Source organism: Paenibacillus daejeonensis DSM 15491 (genome assembly GCF_000378385.1).
GTDB classification, from domain to species: Bacteria; Bacillota; Bacilli; order Paenibacillales; family Paenibacillaceae; genus Paenibacillus_D; species Paenibacillus_D daejeonensis.
Genome location: NZ_KB899661.1, coordinates 322,635 through 346,914, shown reverse-complemented (window position 1 = coordinate 346,914; position 24,280 = coordinate 322,635). Strand labels below are relative to the sequence as shown.

Genomic DNA, 24,280 nt, shown 5'->3' with positions numbered 1-24,280 from the left:
CTCCCCTCTCTTATTATCTAGACACCTAAAAATCTCCCCGTGCTCTAACGCTTGCCACCGCACGTTACAGCACATCATTCCTTGAAAAAACACCAAAATAGCAATTCGAAACGGCTTCATTTGGCATAAATAGAGCTTGTCACGAGAGTGTCGATTCATGCGGAATGGGTTTACCGCGCATCACTCAGGATTATTTTTGCTGTAACGGCCGCCACAGCACCTATTAGGCCTTCAACGTCCCAATTGCAATTCTAACGGACAGGAGAGCAGTTATTCACGCGTTTTCAGCCGAAATGTCTAGTTTTAGAGCAAATAAGTGCGCCTGTGGCCGTTAGCGTTGTAAGAGTCCATTTTCTTTATGATTAAGCGCTCTGGTGGCCGTTAGCAATTTGAGGTCAGCTAATAATCCACACTCTCGTCACAAGCGTTAGAGAAGTAGCCAGAGCATTTTTGAAAAAAGAAACAATTCCCACTAAAGGTACGTTTAGTAGTTATACGTAGAAGTTGGGTGGGGGGATTCATTGAAAAAGGAAATGCTCATATTACTGTTATTTATTGTCGTGATCGGCAGCTTCACGTTCTCGCCACAAGCACAGGCATGCGACTGTGCAGATCCAGGAGGTCCGGCGGAAGAGCTGGAGCGGGCTAAGGCCGTGTTTTCAGGTAAGCTCCTCTTCTCCAAGATCGAACGTCAGCAGGAGGGTATGAGAGGCGCTATAGAATACTGGAATGTCTATCTGTTTGAAGTCCAGGAAACGTGGAAAGGTGTCGGCCAGACCCAATTTATTGTTTATGATACGACGAGTAATTGTGGTGCTTTCTACCAAGAGGGAGCGACCTATCTTGTGTATGCCTATGAGCACAAAGAGAAAGGGCTATACACCAGTAGCTGTCATCGTACCATGGAGCTATCCCATGCCCAAGAGGATCTGTATGTGTTAGGAGCAGGTCAGACGGATCTTGAAGAGGTGAATTTGAGAGGCAAGATGAGATGGATTACTGACAAAGACTATGATCTGTTTATTGTCGGGAGTGGATTCATAATTACAGTGATGCTCCTTCTTTCGCTCATTAGGAAGCTGCGGCGAAGACCGTGATAGTTTCGAAATAAGCCACCCCTAGAAAGGTGGTTTTTGTGTATACAAATAAATATAAATACACTATTATGTATAAATATACATTTGGCTTGGAGGATTATTTAATGAAGGTATACATAGACGGTCAATACGGCACAACGGGGTTGCAAATTCACGATCGGCTCCAAAGCAGGCCTGATGTGGAGTTGCTATCCCTACCTGAGATGTACAAAAAAGATACTGAGGCAAGGACCGCATGCATGAACGAGGCCGAAATTGTCTTCTTGTGCCTGCCAGATGAAGCTGCTAGAGAAGCCCTGACGCTCATTACCAATCCAACTACTCGGGTGATCGACAGTAGCACGGCATTTCGCACAGACGAAGCTTGGGTGTATGGTTTGCCTGAATTGGTACCCGATCAGAGGGAGAAAATAGCTGCTTCTGCACGTGTTTCCGTACCAGGCTGTCACGCTACGGCCTTCGTACTATCCGTGAATCCCCTTGTCCAGCAAGGGATTTTGCCGCGGGATTATCCCATAAGCTACAACTCATTAACGGGTTACAGCGGAGGGGGAAGACCAATTATTGAGCAATACCAGAATGCCTCGAACAGAGGAGACAGTCTGAGTCGACCGCAGCACTACAGCTTGGGGCTGCATCACAAGCACCTACCGGAGATGAAGAAACGGACAGGCCTGGACTATGAACCAATCTTCTTGCCTACGGTATGTGATTACTATAATGGCATGGTAGGGACAGTGCCTTTGGCTGGTCGTCTGCTTCATGGTCAACCAGGTCTCCACGACGTCCATGCGGCACTTGCAGCGTATTACGAGGGGGAGCCCTTTGTCCGCGTGCTTCCACTGGACGATATCAAGGAGATGCCTCCGCATGCCCTCGATCCGACCCGATGCAATGGTACGAACCAAGCTCAAATTATGGTGCTCGGCCATGACGAGCAAATTCTTGTTGCCTGTAGACTGGACAACTTGGGCAAAGGCTCGTCTGGTGCGGCTGTCCAATGCATGAATCTCATGCTAGGATGGGAGGAAGAGTCTGGATTGTAGAGGAGGCCAACATGGAATTTGCTTTTGTGTTAGATACGCATGGAACCTGTGTACCTCAATTGCGGGATGAGCTCGTGCCGCTGGAGGAGCTGGCCCAAGCTTGGACCTTTCCCTATGGTATTGTGATTGCGCTGCGCGTGCTGCCGGAGAGCTATGGCCGCAAGACGTTTCGGCGGTTCGATAGCAAGGAGCAGGTACTGTACCTGGATATTAGTCTCAGCTATGAGCAGTATCTGCGGCTGTCCAAGCATGAGCAGCGGGAAGCGTTAGGGCAGCAACTGGATCAGTACTTATACGAATCGGTAGCCAAATACCCGAAACACGCCGACAAACCGACACGAGATGCGCTATTGAAGCAAGTGCGAGAGTGGATGGTGGCTAACGACTGGCTGAACGGTAGACTGCAGCGGGCGCGTGAGCTGCTGGATCAGGACATTGGACTGCATGAGGTTAGTAAACAACTGGATCTGCCACTAGCCGAAGTTGAGCATCTCTTGCTTCGTATGCACAACGCGGACGAGCCAGCGAAGATCCATCCCGACAACGTATCCGCTGGGGGTGCTTTGTGAACAAGAAACAAGCCACCACCCGATGGTCACCAGAACAGACGGCCGAGTTTCAGGAACAGCTGGCTGCCATAACGGGCAAGCGAAATCTGCACAAAAAAGATCGTGCTTTCCCATCCTCGCCCTTCGGAAAGACAGAGGATGGTTACGCGGACTTCAGAGGGGTCGCCCTGACGGAGGCGATGGAGTATCTCACCTTGGAGCGGGTCGATTTGTCCTATGCCCAGTTTCTGGATGCTGCTACGCTGCGTTCATCGACCCTGTCCCATTGCCTGCTCCAAGGCATCAAGCTGAGTAACCGATTCGTGACGCGTCAATTCGACCACTGCTCCTTCCGCCAGTCCAATCTCAGCCAGGCCAGGTTAGGCGAACGGTTTGTGGATTGTGACTTTACAAGCAGCAATCTGAGTAAGACGGTCGCTAGGGATGTGTCATTCGTGCGGTGTCGATTCAATGACGCAAAGCTTCGCGGGGCCATGCTCATGCATTGTGTGTTTGAAGACTGCAGCTTCGAGGGTAGCGTACTCGGGGGCGGCTCCTTCTACGGCAGCCGCTTCGTTGGTGAGTCGGATGCGCTCCCTGACTGGGGCGGCACGGACACGATCGTGGATGGGGTCAAACTAAATGGCGTGCCCTTGGCACAGCTATAAAGGGAGCCCTATCAAGGCTCCCTTTTCACACCCTCCATGATATCAGTGTCTGCATCGGCCGTGGGAATAACGGACATATTCCGCCCGTATAGAATACGAGCTGAGGATCCGAGATGAGCAGACGTTTTGTCACACGATCTCCCTCATGCTATGATAAGGCTACCAAGCAGAGACGAGGGGAATGAACGTATGGCGCCGTTGAACGAGGAGCAGCTGGAGTCGATTCGCCTGGAGCGCAAGCAGCAGATGATGCGGGCGGCGATCAAGGTGTTTGCCGAGAACGGAATTAAGCTGACGAAGATCAGCATGATCGCCAAGGAAGCCGGAGTCAGTCACGGGCTGCTCTATCATTATTTTGACTCCAAGGAGGAAGTGCTGCACCAGAGTCTGGAGTGGGCCATGGAAGCGACGGTCGTCCAAGAGGATATGGGACAGCTGATGAAGGTGGAGATGCCTGCGGTGGAGAAGATCAGGCTGTTCACCCGATTCGCATTTGAGGAGAGCAATGGCGACATCTTCCGGGTCATCCAGCACGTGGACAAGTCGGAGGATGTACTGGAGAAAACGCAGACCATGGTAGAAAGCGCCGGAGGTCTGTATATCGGGATGCTGACACCGCTCTTCGATCAGGGGCAGCGCGAGGGAGACATCATCGATGGCGAGCCGTCGGAACTGGCCAATCTGTTCTTGACGGTGATCGCCGGGATCATTACCGACAGTTTAGAATGGTGGAAGAAGGGTCTGGACAGCAAGCTGGATATTCTCATGCGGATGATCACGGTACGTTAGAGGGGAGAGGATGCGCGAGCATCTTCTTTTTTTGTGCAAAAAATGCCGGAGGACAAGCGGCCAACAATAACCGTTGACAGATTCAGTCAACCCCCTTATATTTATTATTGACTGAACAAGTCAATCAATAAAGGGGGAGTGCAAATGAGAGCTCCAGCTATACAAGTACGCGGCCTTAAGAAGTCGTATGCCCATAAAGTAGTTTTGGATGACGTTAGCTTTGAGGTGGAACGGGGGCAGATTTTTGCCCTGCTGGGGGAGAACGGGGCAGGGAAGACCACAACTGTACGCATCCTATCGACACTCATTCAGGCTGATCGTGGCACGGCCTCCATTGATGGCTGCGACGTAACCCTAGAGTCGGACCGGGTGCGGCAGATCATCAGTCTGACAGGTCAATATGCCGCGGTGGATGAGCTGCTGACCGGGAAGGAGAATCTTCATCTCATGGGCGGCCTGCTCCATCTGGACCGTCAAACGGTGAGGCGGCGAGCCACGGAGTTGCTCACGCTCTTCGATCTGACCGACGCCGCTGGCAAGATTGTCAAAACCTATTCCGGGGGGATGCGGCGCAAGCTGGATATCGCGATTAGTCTGCTGGGTTCACCCAAGGTTATCTTTCTGGATGAGCCGACGACCGGCCTCGATCCGAGAAGCCGGGCAAGCATGTGGGAGATGATCCGGCAGTTGGCTCGCGAGGGGGTCACCATCTTCCTGACGACGCAATATCTGGAGGAGGCGGACCAACTGGCCGACAAGATTGCAGTGCTCGCCGAAGGGCGGATCGTGGCGGAGGGGACGGCGGAACAGCTCAAAGCGGTAATTGGCGAGGAGAGGCTGGAGCTGCATTTTCACAACTCGGCCGACGGCAGGCGAGCCGCGACCCTATTGCACCTACCCATGGAGGGCGACGGATTGCAGCTAAGCCTACCCGCGGGAGGGACGACCGATAGTCTCCGCAGCGCCCTGAATATGCTGCATGAGCACGATATTGTTCCCGCGACCGTGAATTACCGCAAGCCAACGCTTGATGATGTGTTTATGGCCCTGACAGGGAACACGGAAAAGGAGGTTAGACATTATGCGTAGATCTGCCTTGTATTGGACGCTTCATGACAGCGGCATGATGACCATCCGGAGCATCCGCCATATGCTGCGCAGCCCGGAGTCCCTTCTGCTGAGTGTAGGCCTGCCCGTGATGCTCATGCTGCTCTTCGTCTATGTGTTCGGTGGCGCGATCCAGACCGGAGGCGAGTATATCAACTACATCGTTCCCGGCGTTATCGTGACTTGCGTCGGCTACGGCAGCTCCATGACCGCGATGAGTGTGGCACTGGATATGAACGGCGGCTTGTTCGATCGGCTGCGGAGTATGCCAGCCAGACCGGCGGCGCTGCTGGGAGGCCATGTGCTTGGTACCTATGTCAAAAGTCTGTTGGGGACGCTGCTCGTTTTTCTGTGTGCCATCGCGATCGGCTTCCGTCCCAGTGCGACGCTGCTTGACTGGCTGGGCATCTTCGCTATCCTGAGTCTGTTCCTGCTTGCCATTAGCTGGTTGGCTGTGGTATTTGGCCTGGTTGCAGGAAGCGCTGAGACAGCCAGCGCCTTTTCCTTCTTCATCATGTTCCTGCCGTATGTGAGCAGCGCGTTTGTTCCGACAGAGACGATGCCTTCCTGGCTGCATGCCTTTGCCGCGCATCAGCCGATGACGCCGCTGATTGAGACACTGCGCGGTCTGCTCATCGGCACACCAATCGGTAATCAAGCCGTATGGGCTGTCGTCTGGTTCGGGGGGATGCTCCTGTTGTCGGCCACGGTGGCTTCGATTCTGTTTCATAGGCGGCGTAAGGTATAGCCAATTCGATATCAAAATCAGCAGATTGTTATAAATTCCCGCAAATAGCCTTGACCGTCCTTGCCGGAGGGCGGTACACTCTGACATAATGTTACGCCTGCCCGCGCGCGTAAGTCTCCTTAATCCACAAGGAGACGGATGGCCGGGCAGGCCATCTTACGGAGTGGAGTGGTCAGCCGATGAAACTGATGGGGCATATCGCCGGCAGGAAATTTTTGCAGCGCATCCTCTTTTACTTCAACCTCTCCATGGCCGGGCTGCTGCTCATTACGGCTCTGTCCTTCTACCTCTTCTCCCGCGAGACGATCCTGCAGACCCAGCAGGAAGCCAACCAAAAGGTCCTGACGCAAATCAAGCACAACATCAATTATATTCATGATATCGTGCGCAACCTCGGCATCGTCGCCACGCTCGATCCCAGTATTATCTACTTGATGAATGCAGCACAGCCGGATCCGGTCATGAAATTCCAGACGCTGCGCAAGCTGGATACGTTGGCGGATTCCACGTCCTTCGTTGACTCCATTGTCGTCTATAGTGGCACCGCTGACCAATTCTACAGCGGCGGCTCCGGTGTGTGGTCGCGCCAGCACTGGCCGGAACTCCAGAGCCGGCTGATGGAGCGGCTGGGTCCCTCCGACGCCGGTTCGCTGGCCCAGCTCATTCCGCTCAAGCTGGATGAGAACGGGTCTTATGTTGATCTGTTCTCCTATATTGTTGTCGATCATTATCCCGGCCAGGATGCAACCCCAAATGCCGTGGTGGTCAATATCCGTCCGGAATGGATCTTCGAGAACATAATGCAGCTGGACAACATGACCGACACGCAGAGCGGTATGGTGCTGGTCGACGAGCGAGGCCGCCTGCTGCAATCGGACGATATGGACGTCCTGCAGCCAGCAGCCGTTCAGGCATATCTGTCGGAGTCGCCTGCTACTACGGGAGCTGAGGGCACGGCAGATTTCTCGATTCGCCGCATCGGAGGAGACCGGTACGTCATCTCAGAGCTCAGTGTTGGCGTAAGCCAGTGGAAGGTTCTGAATATCCTGCCCTATGAGCAGGTCATGGGCCGGGCCGAGACGCTGCGCAATGCGATGCTGCTGCTCATTGGAGCATTCCTCGTCGCCAGCTTCGTGCTGTCGCTGGTCATCTCGAACCGGCTGTACCGTCCGGTGGGCAAGCTGTTCGAGCTGTTTAAGCGGACCGGCCTGCCAGGCAGTGATGCAGGTGCGGCCCCGGCTGCTGCCAGTGAGGATGAGATGCGCTTCATTACGGATGTCTATCAATCGACACTGGAGAAGCTGCGCGAGGTGGATCAGGAGGGGAACCGCAGCCGCAAAATTGTCGGCGACTATTATCTGCGTCGCTGGGTTGCAGACAGCGCAACGATGACGGAGGAGGAGCTGCAGCATTGTGCGGAGGCCAGTCCGCAGCTGTTCGCGACTGGAGAGACGGCTGACCTGCACTGGGCCGCAGCCGTCGTGGCGCTGGACCAGCCGCAGGCCCCCGGGGGCGTGATGTCGCCAGCAGAGGCGCGGCAGGAGAAGCTGTACCGGTTCGCGGCCTGCAATATTATTGAAGAAACAGTGGCCAGGCGCTACGCTAACCGGGTGGTAGATATGAACGGGGAGTATCTAGTTGTCATCCTGCAGGTAGAGACCGGGGAGGTGGACATGAGCGGGCTGGCGGGCCTGCTCGGCGAGGCACAGCAGACGTACAAGCGGTATTACCTTGGCCGCACCTTTGCAGCGGCACTAGGCCAGGCAACTGTGACTTACAGCGAGCTGACCGCAACCTACGAAGCTGCTGTACAGCAGCTCATGTACCGTCTGGCGCTCGGACCGGACGCCATCATTACGCCCGCTACGATTCAAAGCAATCTGGCTCGCCAGGACTTCTCGATTCCGGCAGAGCTGGAGCACAAGCTGGCGGAGAGCCTGCGGGCCAAGAACGCAGACGCCGTGCAGGCGGTGCTGGGACGGATGTTTGGACTCATTGCGACGATTCACTACGACTATATGACCTATGCCGTGATGCAGGTGATTCTGGTCATCAAGCAGATTCTCCGCGAGCCGGCTTTTGCGGTGCACGCAGGTTCAGTGGAGCTGCAGCATTTGAACCGCAAGGTGCTGCAGGCTGAATCGCTGACGGACATGCAGGAGCTGATCGGCGGGTACCTGGCTCAGATCTGCCAAGCCGACCATTCCCCGCTCAAGGAGGACCGCAACAAGCTGGTCGTCGATACGATGAAGGAGTTCATTGAGACGCATTACGCCGACATTAATCTAAGCCTGCAGTCGATTGCGGAGCATCTGAAGATGTCACCGGCCTATGTCGGACGCCTGTTCAAGCAGTACGAGCAGTGCTCAGTGGGGGATTATCTCAACAGCTATCGGCTGGAGAAGGCCTGCGAGCTGCTGGTCGGCAGCAGTTACAATGTCAAGGAGGTCGCCGACTACCTCGGCTTCAACAATGCCAGCTACTTCATTACCCTGTTCAAGAAAAAATACGGCATGACCCCCAAGGAGTACCGCCTCAACGCAGCCTTGGGTCAGTAAGTTTAAACCCGGATTTTAATATAAAATTCAAAAATTATAACCCGGCTGCGCATGATTCACGGATTTTGGGATATCCTCAAACGGCCGCCGCTTGTCACAATACAGGGGCAATCCATTTCATAGTCAGGGAAAGGATGAATGCAGTGGCAAGAGAGAAGCGATGGTTGGTGGGGCTGTTGGCCCTCACCGTGGCCTGGACGGGGCTTCCCGTCCCAGGCGCACAGGCGGAGCCGGTCACGGCAGCAGAGACGGCGATTTATGTATCGCCAAATGGAAGCGATTCCAATAGTGGCACAGCGCAGGAACCGCTGCTGACGCTGGAGGGGGCAAGGGAGGCCGTTCGGGAGCTAAAAGAAGAAGAGGGGCTGCCCGAGGGTGGCATCACCGTCTATCTACGGGAAGGGACCTATGCGCGTTCGGCGACGTTCGAGCTGGGCGAGGAGGACTCCGGTACAGCGGATGCGCCGATCGTGTACCGGTCGTATCCTGGCGAGACGGTGCGGCTGACCGGAGGACAGGAGCTGGATACGACCGGCTTCCAGCCCGTCACCGATTCCGATGTCTTGGCGCGCATCATCGAGCCGGATGCCCGCGGCAAGGTGCTGCAATTTGACCTGTCCGCAGCAGGGATTACGGATTATGGTCAGATCAGTCGGCATGGCTACTGGAAGGCCAACGATCTCAGTCTGGTTCCGCCGATGGAGCTGTATGTTGGCGGTCAGGGCATGACGCTGGCTCGCTGGCCAAATGAAGGAACGGTTCAGATGAATGAGATTCTCGATCCTGGACCGACGGTCGACGATGCAGATTTGCATGAGCGTGGGGGCACCTTCTCGTATACGTACGATCGGCCCCGCTACTGGACACAGGCCGAGGATATCTGGCTGGACGGCATCTTCGGATACAGCTGGGAGTGGTCCTACAACAAGGTGGCGAGCATCGACACCGACAACAAGACAATTACGCTGGCGCATGGCGAAATGTCGGGTCTGCTCAAGAACTGGTACCCCGACTTCCATTTTGCAGAAAATCTGCTCGAGGAGCTGGATGCGCCGGGCGAGTACTACATTGATCGGGATGCGGGTCTGCTCTATCTGATGCCCAACGCGGCCTTCCGCAGTGGTGAGGCAGAAGCGACAGTGACCATGCTGAAGACGCCGATGCTGCGCACGACGGGGGCCTCGCACATCCGCTTCGAGGAGCTGGAGTTAGCGTACGGAAGGGATGTCGCAGCGATCATTCTCGGCGGCAGCCATGTGGAGATCGTGAACTGCGAGATCAGCAACTTTACCAACGGTGGTGTGCGCATCAACGCTCCAGGCCGCTACGGCTACGACGGTGTGGAGAATGACCGTAACGGTAGTCATCATGCCATCATCTCCTCGCATATCCGTCATGTTGGCGGTACGGCGGTGACGCTGAATGGCGGCGACAAGGAGACGCTGGAGCCGGGCAACAATCGGGTGGAGAATTCGCATATCCATGACTTTGCCTACTACCACAAGGCATACAACCCCGGCGTGCTGTTCTCTGGCGTCGGCAACCAGGCGATCGGCAACGAGATCCATGACGCGCCACATCCTGGCATCATCCTGTACGGCAATGATCACCTGATCGAATACAACAACATCTACGACATCTGCAAGGATTTCCAGGATCTTGGGGCAATCTACATGAACGCCGGGATGATGCCGGATGAGCGCGGCACGATCATCCGGCGCAACTATTTTCACCATATCGGGGAGAACCTGCACGGTGTGGAGGGCATTTATCCCGACAATATGACGATGGACATGACGATTGAGGAAAATATTTTCTACAAAATGGGCAACAGCGCCATCAAGAGCGGTACGGGCTCATACATCTACGCGGCCAACAATATGTTCATCGACACCTACGTGCCCTATGAAAATTACGAGATGTTCATGAGCCGTGAGCCGGGCAACCGGGTGGATCGTGACTATATGCCGAAGTGGCTGGAGCTGTTCGAGCGCTTCAACAACTTCGAGGACTCGATCTATGCGGAGAAATACCCGGCGCTGCTCACGTTCTTCGAGGAGGACCGCTACTTCCCAACGACCAATCACTTCAAAAATAATGTCATCTATAACCCGACGCTCACCCGTTCGAATCAGACTAATGCGAATGGGGCAAGGGACATTCATAATTTGATGAACTATGAAAACAACTGGATCGCCAGCAGCAATCCCGGCTTCGTAGATCCGGCGGCGGGCGACTTCCGGCTGACTGCGGATGCAGAGGTGTTCACGCGGATTCCTGGCTTTGTAGAAATTCCGTTCGAGCAAATCGGTACGCAGGGCAAGGTGGGCGTGTCGCATCACCCGGACACCATCGAGGTGACTGCTGTGCATCTGCCTGCAGAAGAGGTCACGATGGCGATCGGACAGACCGTCTCGCTGCGGGCCGAAATCGTGCCTTGGGATGCAACAGAGGCAGGCGTGACATACAGCAGCAGCGAGCCGACGATCGCTGAGGTCGACGCGGACGGCCGCGTCACGGGGCTGCTCCCGGGGACCGCGGTCATTACGGTCGTCTCTGTGGCCAACCCTAACCTCACTGCTGAGGCGGTGGTGACCGTTACCGAAGGGGCCGGTGTCCTGCACTTCACCGACTTCGAATCGGGCGGCAATGGCTGGCTGGTCGATGCCAATCACAGCATTACAGCTGACGAGACAGGCAATCATTGGTACCGGATCGTGAACGGGGCGAATAGCCAGCATCCTCGCCTGTTCGGGGACTATGAGCTGAGCTTCCGGCTGCGTACCCCGGCTGAGATGCCGGAAGGCGGCGTGCTCATTCTGTATGACCGCAATGGGGAGAATGGCAGCGGCCATATCCGTTACCGTCATTCGGAGAGCGGCTCATCCTGGATTCTATATGATGCCCAGTGGCGAACGCTGGAGGAGGTCACGCTGCCCGGAGCGGGCTTGGCCGCCAATACGGACTATGATGTACGTGTAATTGCGCAGGGGCCGTCCATCCGTGTTTTCCTGGATGGTGAACTGGTCCTCGAAGGCGAGAATCCGGGACATAGCCAATCGGGCAAAATCGGCTTCTATGTGGAGGGCTTCACCAATCTTATGTTTGATGACGTGACCGTCTCCATCGTCCGTATTCCGGTGACCGGACTGTCGCTGAGCAGCGAACCGCTGGTCTTGTCGCCGGGAGAGCGGCGGCGGGTGGAAGCGACCGTGACGCCGGTAGATGCAACGGATAAACGGCTGGTCTGGCAGTCCAGCGACTCTGCGGTAGCTGTAGTGGAAGGGAACGGCATCGTGAAGGGCGTCGGACCCGGGACCGCGGTGCTGACAGCTTCAGCCGCGGCCTATCCGGAGATCACGGCAGACCTGGAGGTAACTGTAGGGGAGCAACAGGACTATCCCGTCATCGACCTGGGCGAGCATCTGGGCCGTAGTGAGGATTGGGTCGGCGGGGAAGGATTGTCGTTCGGCGAAGGCACGGTTCGCCTGAATGGCGAAGGCGTATTCGGCTATGAGGGCGAGCGCTTCGGCAGTGGCCTGCTGCGGTTCCGGGCAGATTTCGATGAATTTGGCACGGGATGGTACGGCTTCGCGCTGCGCTCCGATCGCACGGCAGACCCGACCTGGGTGGGCGCCAACAAAGGCTACCTGGTCGTCATCAAGGCGGATCAGATCGAATTCCAGACCTGGAAGCCGGGACAGACGATGGTCGAGATCGTCCCCAATACGGTCATGCTCCCGAATCAGGAGCACGAGATCGAGATCGGGGCCATCGATGAGGAGGAGGGTGTGCGCTTCATCCTGCGCGTGGATGGCGTAACCGTGCTGAACATTCTGGATGAAGATGCGGCCAATCCTATTGCCGATGAAGGCTACCTGAATGTCTATCACTATACCGGGGCAGCCAACACCTTGGAGCTGAAGCCAGCATTAGCGCTGAGTGAGCTCCGGCTGGACCGGGCGCAGTATAACCTGACCACGGGCGGTCAAACACAGGTGTCTGTGGAGGCCGTCTACAGCAATGGGGACACAGCCGAAGTCTCCGAGGGTGTGGTCTACGCCACGAGCAATCCGGGCGTAGCAACGGTGACGCCTGAAGGCAAGCTGACCGCAGTCGCAGCAGGCACGACCAAGCTGATGGCGACGTATGGCGGGCAATCGGTCGAGGCCGAGGTGCGGGTCACTGCGCCAAGCACAGGCGGGCCGATCTATGTGCCGCCCGTTACGCCGCAGCCTCAGGAACCAGAGCCGGAGCCTGAGACGGAAGAGGGGCTGCGCATTCTGACGGCCGATGATGTAGCGGCAGCGGACGAGGATGGAACCGTCGCTGCCCGGCTGGAGCCGGGCGAAACGAGACTGCAGATACCTGCTGAGCTGCTGGCGCAGCTGAAGGGCCCACTAGCGGTCCGCAGCGGTCCGCTGACGCTGACGTTCCCGCTGGAGGCGCTGAGCACCATGGCGGAGGCAGCTGAGGAAGCTTCCGAAGCTGACGAAGCTGTGCAGGCAGAGGGTGCCTCAGACGCAAGCAAAGAGCCAGGAACAGCGCTGCAGGAGTCTGGCGATACCGATGTTCTTCCTGCCGATCTACTTCTTGTCATCAGCCAACCGACGGTTGCCCTGCCGCAGCCGGTAGGAGCCGGACACCAGTATGAGGCTGCCGAACCGCCATATGATCTGACGTTGTTTACGGTTCGCAACGGGGTGCGCACCGCTTATGAGGGTGAGTTGCCAGAGCCTGTGCAGCTGAGATTGTCGCTGGCCGATTTCACAGGAACCGCTGCTTGGCTCGGTCTCTATCTGCCTGCAGGGGATGGTACCTGGGCTTATCATGGGGGTCACGTAGCGGCTGACGGCAGTGCGTTCCTTGCCGAGCTGGCTGCTCCCGGAACCTTTGCCATGCTGGCGTATGAAGCACGCTACGCCGACCTGCCAGCTGGTCATTGGGCATCAGAGGCTGTGAAGACACTGGCCGCCCGTCATATCGTGACCGGCCGCAGCGCCGATCGCTTCGACCCGGCTGCTCCGACGACACGTGCCGAATTCGCTGCCTTACTCGTCCGCGCCTTGAACGTTCCAGACTCTGGAACCGCGGCGCCATTCACTGACGTGCGGCCATCGGACTGGTACGCTGGCGCTGTCACAGCGGCCCAGGCCGCAGGTTTGGTCCTTGGAGCTGAAGAAGGCAACTTCGCCCCGGCGCGGACCATTACCCGCGAAGAGATGGCCATCATGCTGCTGCGGGCCTATACCTACGCCGCTGGCCAAGGAGCTGCGAGTCCCGGAGCTACGCCAACGGACCTCGCAGCAGCTGCCACTTGGTCCCGCGAAGCCATTGGCGAGGTCACCAGCCTCGGGCTCATGCAGGGCTATCTGGGCGGCGCCTTCGAGCCCAAGCAGAACGCGCGACGGGATGAGACCGCACAAACCATCTACAACTTGCTGCAAGCGCTCCAGGCTGCAACAAAAGCGCCGTTTTAATACGCGATTTGATACTTTATCCGCTTTTTAGGATTTATTTTGCCCCACCCCCCATGCCATGATGAAGGCATCACACCGGCTGGACTTATGGTGGAAAAACGCCGTAGAGGACGGAATCGTTCTGTAGAAGCGAAGCGCTCGCCTGAAAGCTTTTCGTAGAAAAGCTAGCTTCGGAAGCATACGCTGTCCCCGAATTTCACCCCTTTAAGGGGTTACATATTGAAGAAATTTGGGGACAACAGCGATCGAAAGAACGATCCGTAACTAGAAGGCCTGGTTACACACTTTTGGCAAGGGGGGTGAACAACCTGAAGAAGCTGTTCCGCATGGGAAAGAGCGACCGCGAGCTAACATTGCTGGCGCTGCCTTCTCTCCTGTACATCTTCGTCTTCAGCTATCTGACGATGTTCGGCGTCATCATCGCCTTCAAGAACTACCGGTACGATCTCGGCATTCTGGGCAGCGAGTGGGTCGGCTTCAGCAACTTCCGCTTCTTCTTCATCTCGGAGAAAGCGTTCATCGTCACCCGCAATACCATTCTGTACAGTCTCTGGTTCTGGGTCATTACGACGCTTGCTGCACTGCTGGTGGCGATTCTGCTCAACGAGATTTCCCGCCGCTGGAGCAAGTATTACCAGACGATCATGTTCCTGCCGACCTTCGTTTCGTGGGTCGTCGTCATGTTCCTGGTGCAGATGTTTCTGAGCCACGACTACGGATTCCTGAACCGGTTCTCTGAAACGCTGGGTATGGATCGCGTCCGCTGGTATCTGGAAGCCTCCTACTGGCCCGCGATTCTGACGTCGGCACATCTGTGGAAGTCCATTGGCTTCTCGGCGCTGGTCTACTACGCGGGTATCGTCGCCATCGATCCGTCGTATTATGAGGCCGCACGCATGGATGGCGCATCCCGATTCCAGATGGCCCGCAAAATTACGATTCCGATGCTGGCGCCGCTCATTATCATTCTCATGATTATGGCGATCGGCAACATGTTTCGAGGCGATTTTGGCCTGCACTTTTTTGTGCCGAACAACTCGCCGCTCCTGTACAACACAACGGATATTATCGACACCTTCGTCTACCGGGCGCTCAGCGTCAGCGGCGATATCCCGATGGCGACGGCAGTGGGTCTGTATCAATCGGTTGTCGGTCTGATACTCGTCGTAGCTGCCAATTACACCGTCCGCAAGTTCAGCGAAGAAAATTCATTATGGTAGGGGATTGACCGATGGAAACCTATGCAATGCGGCGCAGCGGCATCGTCAATGCCCTGCTGAATACCTTCTTTATCCTATTGTCACTCGTCATTATTGCGCCGTTCATCCTGATTGTGGCCGTATCGCTTACCGATGAGCGCGCGTTAACGACCTATGGCTATTCGTTCATTCCCACTCAGTTCAGCTCGCTGGCGTATGAGTACCTGTTGCAGACCCCGATGGTTATCCTGCGGGCCTACGGCAATACGGCGTTTATCACCGTTGTCGGAACGCTGCTCAGCATCCTGCTGACGAGCATCATCGGCTACACCATTTCGCGGCGCGATTATTCGTTCCGGTCCTGGGTGACAATTTATGTGTTCATTCCGATGATGTTCTCCGGCGGTCTGGTGCCGTTCTACATCCTGATGACGCAGTATCTGCACCTGAAAAACTCCCTGTGGGCGATCATCCTGCCGGGGCTGCTCTCTCCCTTCTACGTGCTGATTATGAAGGGGTTTATGGGCAAGATTCCGTTCGAGATCATTGAGTCTGCCAAAATGGACGGCGCCGGCGAATGGCGGATCTTCTTCCGCATCATCCTGCCGCTCTCGACACCGGCATTGGCTACACTGGGACTGTTCATCGCCTTTAATTACTGGAACGAGTGGTTTAACGCCCTGCTGTTCATTGATGAGGATCGGCGAGTGCCACTGCAGCTGCTGCTGGTGCGGATTATGAATACGCTTGATTTTCTGCGCAACAACAGCGAGTACATCCAGGGCCTGGGCCTCGATATGAGCCAGTTCCCCAACGAATCCGTACGAATGGCGCTGGTCGTCATGGTGGCAGGACCGATGATGTTTGTGTTTCCGTTCTTTCAGAAGTATTTTGTGCAGGGGATGACCGTTGGTTCCTTGAAGGGGTAAGTGTTGAAAAACCAAGCCTACGGTCACGGGATCGTTCTTCCGATCGCTGTTGTCCCCAGATTTCTTGATTGTTAACCGCTCTAACGGTTGAAATCCGGGGACAAAGGCGAACGCTTCGCTTCTCCAGTAACGATTCCGTGCCTCTTCGGCCTATTTCAACACAACCTGAATTATATAGTAGATGGAGGGGTTCATATGAAAAAAATGCAACGGGTGCTGCTGGTCTGGCTGGGTTGTCTGGTCTTCCTGGCGGCTTGCAGCAGCGGCAATAACAATCCAGGCGGGACAAATACAAATCCTGCTGCGCCGGGCAATAACGGGGAGGAGCCGGTCAGCGCGGAGACCGACGGCGAGCTGCCGCATGTGGAGCTGATCTGGTACTATGGCGTGTCGCAGGTATCGCCGGATCAGCAGAAGATTGAGGACGAGGTTAACCGCATCGTAGAGGAAAAGCTGAATGCGACAGTGAAGCTGCGCCCGATTGATTTTGGCAGCTATACGACCAAGCTCAACACCGCCAGTGCAGCCGGAGAGAAGTTCGACCTTGTCTGGACCGCCAACTGGGCGTTCAACTATGACGAGAATGTCAAAAAAGGTGCATTTATTCCACTCGACGAGCTGCTGGAGCAGCATGCACCACAGACGCTGCAAGCGATCCCTTCGTTCACGTGGGATGCGACCAAATATCAGGGCGAAATCTATGCGGTGCCCAACTACCAGACGATCACCTCGCGCTACGGCGCCAGCATCCGCAAGGATCTGGCCGACAAATATGGCTTTGACGCGTCGACGGTGGAAACGTTGGAGGACCTGGAGCCGTTCCTGGCCTCGGTCAAAGAAAATGATCCGGGCATCACTCCGCTCATGCTGACGGGACCGGGTACGAAGTTCGAGCCGTTCATGTACGGCTTTGACGACAATGGCGTGCGAATCGGCGACGATACGTTCCAGACACAGATTCTGGAGGAGACGCCGGAGTACAAGAGCTTCGTCGAGCTGATGCACAGCTGGTTCGAAAAAGGCTATATCAACGACGATGCCTCAACCGTCAAACAAATCGACGCCATCTACAATGGCAAGTATGCTTCCGGTCTGGAGAGTGCGATGAAGCCGGGCTACGAGGCGGAGAAAAAAGCATCCAATGGCGGGTATGATGTGATCGGCATCCCATTCACGGAAGCCACGACGCGTCGTACTTCTAACATCACAACGCTGACCGCAGTCAGTCGCACCTCGGCCAACCCGGAGCGGGCGGTCATGCTGATCGAGCTGGTCAATAACGATCCGGAGCTGTACAACCTGCTCAGCTTCGGCATCGAAGGGACGCATTACGAGAAGCTGGACGACAACACTGTCCGCATCGATCCGAATGCTAGCTACCGCGCCCAAAACTGGGTATTCGGCAACGTCTTCAACGGCTACCTGGTCGAAGGGCAGGCGGCGGATACGTGGGAAGCGACTAAGGCGCTCAATGAATCGGCCTTTGTCCAGCCAACGTTTGGTTTTTCTTTTGACGACACGGCGGTCAAGGCGGAATATGCCAATGTGATGGCCGTCAAGGCGGAGTATGAGCCGCTGCTGATGACCGGTACCGTCGATCCCGCGACATATCTACCCGAGTATCTCACCAAGCTGCGCAACGCCGGAGCCGACAAGGTCCGCGAGGAGCTGCAGCGCCAACTCGACGCCTGGGTGGCGGAGAACGTGAAGTCGTAATTGACAGAGGTGGACTATGGCCCAGTGCCGCAATTTAAGTAACAAAGTGCACCTAAATGTGCTGAAAACCGCTGGATGGTGCGAATTAAGTAACAAAATGCACCTGAAAGCGTGGAAATCCACTAGATGGAGCAAATTAAGTAACAATGTGCACCTAAAGCGATGGTACTCCGGTTGATATGAAGAGTGTAAGGTTACTTGAATTGAGTCAAAGCGGGCGTGCAGCACAATCATACGCGTACGCCCAATCAGTGGTGCCCCCAGTCAACTTAGGCTTAGTAGCCAAAATTCTAACCAACATCCATCATTGCACGTCTAAATCACCTATGATATGCTTACAATAGAAAAAGGGGACTGCGTCAACAGCCCCCTGGTACACAGCCGCTTTAAAGGCGGTCGGCTTCAGAATTGCGGCGGAAATAGACCGAATCCTTGTCCAGGGCGGTCTATTTCTTTTTGGTCATAGCAGCGATGATATTAACAAGCAATCCAATGAGTGAAATAATCAACACACCGAACGCAAGCATTAACGTTATCGCGTCTCTAACCTCCATGGCCTCACCTCCCTTCCGGGAGATTAGCCGACCGCCCTTATTAGCCGTTCTATGTACCTGCCCCAGATTATACCATAACGCTCCCGATTCGGGGGCTTTTCTTTTTCCACCACGTCCTGTTTCATCCTATTGCTCCCCACCTCTAGCAGTTGTACTTGCAAAACCTAAGTGAACTCGAAAAATCGAATTTAATTCGCTCCGCAGACACCGACAACGTACAATAAACATGATATTTCAACCTTATTAAGCTGTTTATGGGCTAATCGAGCCAAATAAATACGAAAAATCGAATATAATGGCGCCAGACACGCCGAGTGCTCGATGCGAACACGAAATTTCATACGCTTGGCCACAAGTGTACTGTGGATTCCTCGAATAAGCGCGAGAAACCCAATTCATTGGCTCAGAAGAGGCCATTTGCGCAACGACCGCCCGTCCAGACTCTCAAGTCCTTCTGCGAGACACCTTGCCACAAAGAGCACAGAAAGACAGGACTGCTCATACGCCGCGTGGTAGGATGGGAAGTAAGGAGAGTGAGAGTATGGAATGGCTGACACGGATGCAGGATGCGCTGAGCTTCATTGAGGACCATATCACGAACCCCCTTGGTATTGAGGAGGTGGCCCAAGCGGCTTATTCGTCCCCGTTTCATTTTCAACGGATGTTTCGTATGCTGACTGGGGTCTCGGTGGGGGAGTATATTCGACGGCGGCGGCTAACGCTAGCTGCGCAGGAGCTGGCAGTGACGCAGGCCAGGGTGCTCGATGTGGCGTTAAAATATGGCTACGAATCACCTGAAGCATTCGCCAAGGCGTTCCGCAAAGCGCACGGGATCACCCCTTCGGCCGCTCGTGAACCCGATGCCCAGCTCAAGGCGTATCCGCGACTCTCATTCCAATTATCCTTGAAGGGGGACCAGGACATGGATTATCGTATTGTGACGAGAGAAGCTTTTACAGTAACGGGCAAGACACTAGTAACCAGCTGTGTGGATGGCGAAAATTCGCGTGAGATCCCTGCGTTCTGGAACACCTGCAATGCAGATGGCACATCGCATCGGTTGGCCCAACTGGGCGGAGGAGAGCATGACCTGCTAGGTATCTGTGCTGACATGAACGCGCAAGGGGACGAGTTCACGTACTGGATTGCGGTGGAGGCTGATCTTCCGGATGAAGAGGGGTTGTCCACCCGGGTCATTCCCGCTGCGACATGGGCCGTCTTCACAGCCGTGGGTCCGATGCCGGGCGCCATTCAAGAGGTCTGGCAGCGTATTTTCCAGGAGTGGTTCCCGTCGACAGGCTACGAGCACACAGGGGGTCCCGAGTTCGAGCTCTACCCGCCTGACGATCCCTTTGGTGAAGACTACCGCACCGAGATCTGGGTACCGGTGCAGATGGCAGCGCGGACGTAAGCTTTCTATAACATGCAAAAAACACCGTCAGCAGGTCAACTGCTCGCGGTGTTTTTTGTGTACCTGCACTTTTAAGCATTTACAGCTCTAGCCTGCACCGAGTACCGATTGTTGTCGATCAGGAGAGCGGCATCATAATAGCCACGGTCCCGGTCTCTACATTCATAGGCACCCGAGCATCCGGTAACGAAGAATTTCGTGTTAGGAAAGCCGGGCCAGACATTAGAGGTTTTCTGGAAGAACAAGTGGGCGTGGTGGGTGAAGATGGCCAGTACGTTGTTGCGGATGGAATTCGGTACGGCGTCGAAGAAGCGTCTTGTCTCGGCGGGGCTGAGTACATGGGAAGGGTCGACCGTTAATCCGCTTATATTCAGGGGCCAATGGAAATCGAAAATATAGTAGTAGCGGCTGTCATCCAGGCTGCGCAGCAGGTTGAGGCTGTCCGAGCTGAAGCGGCCGGTAGCATTATCGAGCCAGATATGTCTCACGCGACCCTGAGTGCCCGGGAAGCTTCGGAAACCGTACTCCGTCCCGAGATAGTTGCGGAACAGGCTGCGTGTGGTGGTCTCCCAGTTGCCAATGGAGGCTTTGTACGGAATGTTACGGGGACCGAGCACTGAATTGACGGTATCCCGGAAGCTGATGTACCGTGCCTGTGCGAACTGGCCATGGTCAGCTCCGGCATGCGCATTGTCGCCGCCGAAGATGACAAGTCTTGTATTGCTACGAATCGCCCTTGGCAGCAAGCGTCGAAAGATGTTTTCACTATTGCCGTATCCGACATGACTGTCACCAATAACGGAAAACCGCAGTACGGTTTGACTGATGCGAACACGCCTGCGCTTAATCTTCGGTTGCTGCCGCAGTTTGCTTCTTAACTGGCGTTTGACGACACTGGCCCTCTTCACGACTCTCCTCACGTATCCTCACCCTTTTGTCGAAGTAGTAGCTTGTTCAGTATATTCGAGGGTTCGTGCCATGCCACGGCGAAGCGGACGAGAAACATAATGGCTAATAGAAAATGTAACGCTAAATAATACTAAGTATTTCTTGGTGTTACATTTTCTAAAATGCACCAATCCGACAGCCACCCAACCGTTTGCAATGGAAGGTAGACGTTGGACAATTGGCGCACGTCATGGCGAGAATGTTCATTGAATGGAGGCCGGGGGCTGCCTATACTGAAAGCGACAAATTCACGGCGCAGGAATTTGTAAGCGTTTTAGTATGTGGCGCCAATCCATCAGACCGGAGGTAAAGAAATGAAAAGATGCTTGTCACTCCTATTGTGTGCAGCGCTGTGTTTCTCTCTACTGCCTGTGTCTATGTCGGCCGACCCTGGAGAGCCTGAAGTGGCGCTCCCTGCTTTTCCCGGCGCCGAAGGCTTCGGCGCAGCTGCTGCTGGCGGCCGCGGGGGCGAGGTGTACCACGTTACCAGCTACGATTTGACCGGACCCGGCACATTTCACGATGCCCTGACGACAGTCGGCGATACGCCGCGTACGATTGTGTTTGAGATCTCAGGAGAGCTCACGATTCCGCAGATCATCGTCCGGGGCAAATCGAATATTACGATTGCCGGTCAGACGGCACCGGGGGAAGGTGTAACAATCCGGGGCAACAATATCCGCTTTATTGACTGCGATGATATTATCATCCGGTATTTACGCTTCCGGATGGGCGCGCAGGAAGCGCAGGACGATACGATGTATTTTGAGAACAGCCGCAATGTCATGATCGATCACTCCAGCTTCTCCTGGGGGACGGACGAGGTCTTGTCGATCCTGAGCAAAGACTATGACAATCCGACCTCCAGCGACATCACTGTGCAATGGTCGATAATGTCCGAAGGGCTGCTGACTCACTCCATGGGCGGTCTGATCGAGATGACCACGATTAGCATGCATCACAACCTGTACGCCCATAACAATGATCGGAATCCCAAGACCAAGGGACAGATCGATTTTGTGAACAATGTCATCTACAACTGGGGTGAATTCCCCTATGTGGCAGGAGGAGAATCAGGAACCAAGGGCTACGGCAACGTCGAAGCCAACTATTTTGTCGCAGGCCATAATTCCGCCGATCCTCATTATGCGGTCGTTCGCGGGAATGAAAACTATAGTCTCTATCTGCATAACAATCGCATCGACAGCAACAAGAATGGTGTGCTGGACGGTGAGGATACGGGCGCAGATATGATGGAGACAGCCCGGCCGAGTGTGCTGGTACCGGAGCGCTTCAATTATCCACCCGTTCATACCCAGGCACCGGAGGTGGCCTATGCGCACGTGCTGAACCATGTCGGGTCCTCGTTGTTCCGCGATGCGGTGGATGAACGGATCATTGCCGATGTGCGGAATCAGACCGGCGTTATTATCGGACATGAGGACGATGTAGGCGGATTCCCTGAGCTCGCCCGTGCTACAGCGCCTGTCGATACGGACAGAGACGGCATGCCCGATGCATGGGAGCTGGCAAATGGACTTGATCCCCACGACCCGGAGGATCGCAATGCCCGGACTGCGGAAGGCTACACCAATCTGGAGACTTACTTGAACGAGCTGGCAGAGCCGGGCTTCCCTGAGGCTTATCCGATGCAGCCACTGCCCTGGACAGGAGAGCCGTTCGAGCCGCCAGTGACACCGGAGCCGGAGGAACCGGTCGTGATCCAGCCGGTGATGGACGGCGAGTGGATTCGCAATGCGGTGGTCAACGATAACAGCAGCAGTGGCGCTGCCAATGCACCACTCTGGTCGATTCAGTCCAATCTGCAGGTTGGGGATCTTGTGGCCAGTGACCGCACGACCGGCAGCCGGGCGTACCGGTTCGCGAGTATTCCGGAGGAAGTGGCCGGTGCGGAATGGGTGCGTTCACCCGTCGCATCGCGGGCTGCTACCAATGACGATGTGCTGTCTTTTTTCCTGATCGCAGATACCAATGTGTATATTGCTTATGACTCGCGAATACCATCGCCCCCGGACTGGTTAACATCCTCCTATGAGGATACAGGACTAATTATCGAAGATGATCAGCCGGTGACGTTCAAGCTGTACAAGAAGAAGGCAGATGCCGGAGCACAAATTATCACTGGCCCCAACAACGGGGCATCGCGTATGAATTATTTTGTCATTCTGCAGCCCGTTGATCCACAAGGGGAAGTACCGGAGCAGGCGCCAGCGGAATTGGCGGGCGAGTTGACCGGCCCCGACACGGTCTCGCTGACATGGAGCGCTGTAGATCATGCGGACCGCTATCTGATCTACCGATCATCCTCCAAGGATGAACAGTTCCGTGCAGTCGCAGGAGTCGAGACAACGACTTATGAGGATATGGACATCGAGCAGGGCATTACCTACGAGTATAAGGTGACGGCGCTGGGTGCCGGCGGTGAATCAGCGGCCTCGGAGCCTGTGGAGGTGTTGACCTATGATGCCTCACAGCCTGCACCTGAGGCGCCAATTGCTCTAACGGCTGAACGGACGGGCAGTCTGTCCGTCGAGCTCACCTGGGAGCCGATTGATCAGGCCTTGAGCTACACTGTGTACCGCAAGGCTGACAATGGAGAAGAAGAACGGTTGGGCAGCGCACCAGCCGCACGATTCACAGATACCCGCGTAGAGCCATCCACGACGTATACGTACCGGGTGACGGCAACGGGAGCCGGGGGAGAATCGGAGAAGTCGGCAGCGCTTGAAGTGACGACCAACCCGCCTGTTACTCTGCCGGAGGTACCGACTGGATTGGCGGCAGCAGAAGTGACAGCAGGGTCGTTTGGCTTGACGTGGTCCGCTGTTGAGGGGGCGGATAGCTACATCATCTACCGCAAAGGGGAGAGTGAGGCCGATTATGCCCCAGCCGGGGAGAGCTCGACTCCTGCCTATGTGGACCGGCAGGTCAATCTCGGACAGGCTAGCTACATGTACAAGGTAGCGGCGGTCAATGAAATGGGAGAGACGGAGCCGTCAGCAACGATCGAAATCACGATGCCAGTGCCCGGAGCCCCATCTGATCTGTTCGTTGGGCTCTCCGGTGAATCCTTCGTGGGCCTGATCTGGACAGACGGGGGCGGCGCGCAGGAGGTCCGCATCTACCGCGCAAGTGGCGGCGTCACAGAGCAGGTTGGTACGGCCAAGGTCAACACCTTCTATGACCGGACGGTCGAACCGGGTGTCGAATACACGTACTACATCAAGGGCAGCAATGCCAGCGGAGAGTCGGAGGCGTCCAATACTGTTACAGTAACGCCAGGTACTTAAAGCGCGAGACTTTCCTTCATAATGTAAAAAGGACACTCCCCGATGCTACATATGCGCATCGGGGAGTGTTTGTTTAAGAAATTATGATTTCTGCATGCTGTGAATAGACTGTCCTCGCCACCCGCTGGCTGTAACGCACCTTTCTTCCTCTACAGGTCCGAAGATCCGCCA

At 55.5% G+C, this 24,280-nt stretch carries 16 protein-coding genes; 14 read left to right on the top strand and 2 right to left on the bottom strand.

What is annotated here, in order from left to right:
* Positions 1 to 521 precede the first annotated feature (521 nt).
* The 12 genes from F556_RS33885 (at position 522) to F556_RS0112540 (ending at position 17,885) form a co-directional block, all read left to right on the top strand.
* Positions 522 to 1,097 carry a hypothetical protein gene (locus F556_RS33885; protein WP_020617318.1) on the top strand — a complete coding sequence of 192 codons (576 nt, stop codon included), beginning with the start codon at positions 522 to 524 and terminating at the stop codon, positions 1,095 to 1,097.
* Positions 1,098 to 1,201: 104 nt separating this feature from the next.
* Positions 1,202 to 2,143, top strand: coding sequence for an N-acetyl-gamma-glutamyl-phosphate reductase (gene argC / locus F556_RS0112590; RefSeq protein ID WP_020617317.1), 942 nt, complete (start codon positions 1,202 to 1,204; stop codon positions 2,141 to 2,143).
* An 11-nt stretch (positions 2,144 to 2,154) separates the two neighbouring features.
* Positions 2,155 to 2,712, top strand: a complete 558-nt coding sequence (locus F556_RS0112585) for a hypothetical protein (protein WP_020617316.1) — start codon at positions 2,155 to 2,157, stop codon at positions 2,710 to 2,712.
* Positions 2,709 to 3,359, top strand: a complete 651-nt coding sequence (locus F556_RS0112580; protein ID WP_020617315.1) for a pentapeptide repeat-containing protein — start codon at positions 2,709 to 2,711, stop codon at positions 3,357 to 3,359. The genes F556_RS0112585 and F556_RS0112580 overlap by 4 nt, the downstream gene beginning before the upstream one ends.
* Positions 3,360 to 3,548: 189 nt before the next feature.
* Positions 3,549 to 4,148, top strand: coding sequence for a TetR/AcrR family transcriptional regulator (locus F556_RS0112575; protein WP_020617314.1), 600 nt, complete (start codon positions 3,549 to 3,551; stop codon positions 4,146 to 4,148).
* Positions 4,149 to 4,292: 144 nt separating this feature from the next.
* Positions 4,293 to 5,237, top strand: coding sequence for a daunorubicin resistance protein DrrA family ABC transporter ATP-binding protein (locus F556_RS0112570; protein ID WP_020617313.1), 945 nt, complete (start codon positions 4,293 to 4,295; stop codon positions 5,235 to 5,237).
* Positions 5,230 to 6,003 (top strand): ABC transporter permease, encoded by a 774-nt coding sequence (locus tag F556_RS0112565; RefSeq protein ID WP_020617312.1) that lies wholly within the window; start codon positions 5,230 to 5,232, stop codon positions 6,001 to 6,003. Before F556_RS0112570 ends, F556_RS0112565 begins: the two co-directional genes overlap by 8 nt.
* Before the next feature lie 179 nt (positions 6,004 to 6,182).
* Complete coding sequence (locus F556_RS0112560; RefSeq protein WP_020617311.1) at positions 6,183 to 8,561, top strand: AraC family transcriptional regulator; 2,379 nt, start codon at positions 6,183 to 6,185, stop codon at positions 8,559 to 8,561.
* Between the two features lie 143 nt (positions 8,562 to 8,704).
* The gene (locus F556_RS36245; RefSeq protein ID WP_020617310.1) at positions 8,705 to 14,041 is read left to right on the top strand and encodes an S-layer homology domain-containing protein; all 5,337 of its coding nucleotides are present in this window, start codon (positions 8,705 to 8,707) and stop codon (positions 14,039 to 14,041) included.
* Positions 14,042 to 14,340: 299 nt separating this feature from the next.
* Complete coding sequence (locus F556_RS0112550; protein WP_020617309.1) at positions 14,341 to 15,261, top strand: ABC transporter permease subunit; 921 nt, start codon at positions 14,341 to 14,343, stop codon at positions 15,259 to 15,261.
* 11 nt (positions 15,262 to 15,272) lie between these two features.
* Positions 15,273 to 16,169: a carbohydrate ABC transporter permease gene (locus F556_RS0112545; protein ID WP_020617308.1), complete on the top strand. Its 897-nt coding sequence runs from the start codon at positions 15,273 to 15,275 to the stop codon at positions 16,167 to 16,169.
* 195 nt (positions 16,170 to 16,364) lie between these two features.
* On the top strand, positions 16,365 to 17,885 hold the full coding sequence (locus F556_RS0112540) for an ABC transporter substrate-binding protein (RefSeq protein ID WP_020617307.1): 1,521 nt from the start codon (positions 16,365 to 16,367) through the stop codon (positions 17,883 to 17,885).
* A 446-nt stretch (positions 17,886 to 18,331) separates the two neighbouring features.
* Here F556_RS0112540 and F556_RS38565 read toward each other — a convergent pair whose 3' ends face one another.
* Positions 18,332 to 18,439, bottom strand: coding sequence for a putative holin-like toxin (locus F556_RS38565; RefSeq protein WP_020617306.1), 108 nt, complete (start codon positions 18,437 to 18,439; stop codon positions 18,332 to 18,334).
* 541 nt (positions 18,440 to 18,980) lie between these two features.
* Here F556_RS38565 and F556_RS0112525 point away from each other — a divergent pair.
* Entirely contained in the window at positions 18,981 to 19,850 is an 870-nt protein-coding gene (locus F556_RS0112525) for an AraC family transcriptional regulator (protein ID WP_020617304.1), read from the top strand.
* Positions 19,851 to 19,921: 71 nt separating this feature from the next.
* Here the strand turns inward: F556_RS0112525 and F556_RS0112520 are convergent, their stop codons facing one another.
* The gene (locus F556_RS0112520; RefSeq protein WP_020617303.1) at positions 19,922 to 20,758 is read right to left on the bottom strand and encodes a metallophosphoesterase family protein; all 837 of its coding nucleotides are present in this window, start codon (positions 20,756 to 20,758) and stop codon (positions 19,922 to 19,924) included.
* 354 nt (positions 20,759 to 21,112) lie between these two features.
* Between F556_RS0112520 and F556_RS0112515 the strand changes: the two genes are divergently transcribed.
* Positions 21,113 to 24,109 carry a fibronectin type III domain-containing protein gene (locus F556_RS0112515; protein ID WP_157272728.1) on the top strand — a complete coding sequence of 999 codons (2,997 nt, stop codon included), beginning with the start codon at positions 21,113 to 21,115 and terminating at the stop codon, positions 24,107 to 24,109.
* Positions 24,110 to 24,280 lie beyond the last annotated feature (171 nt).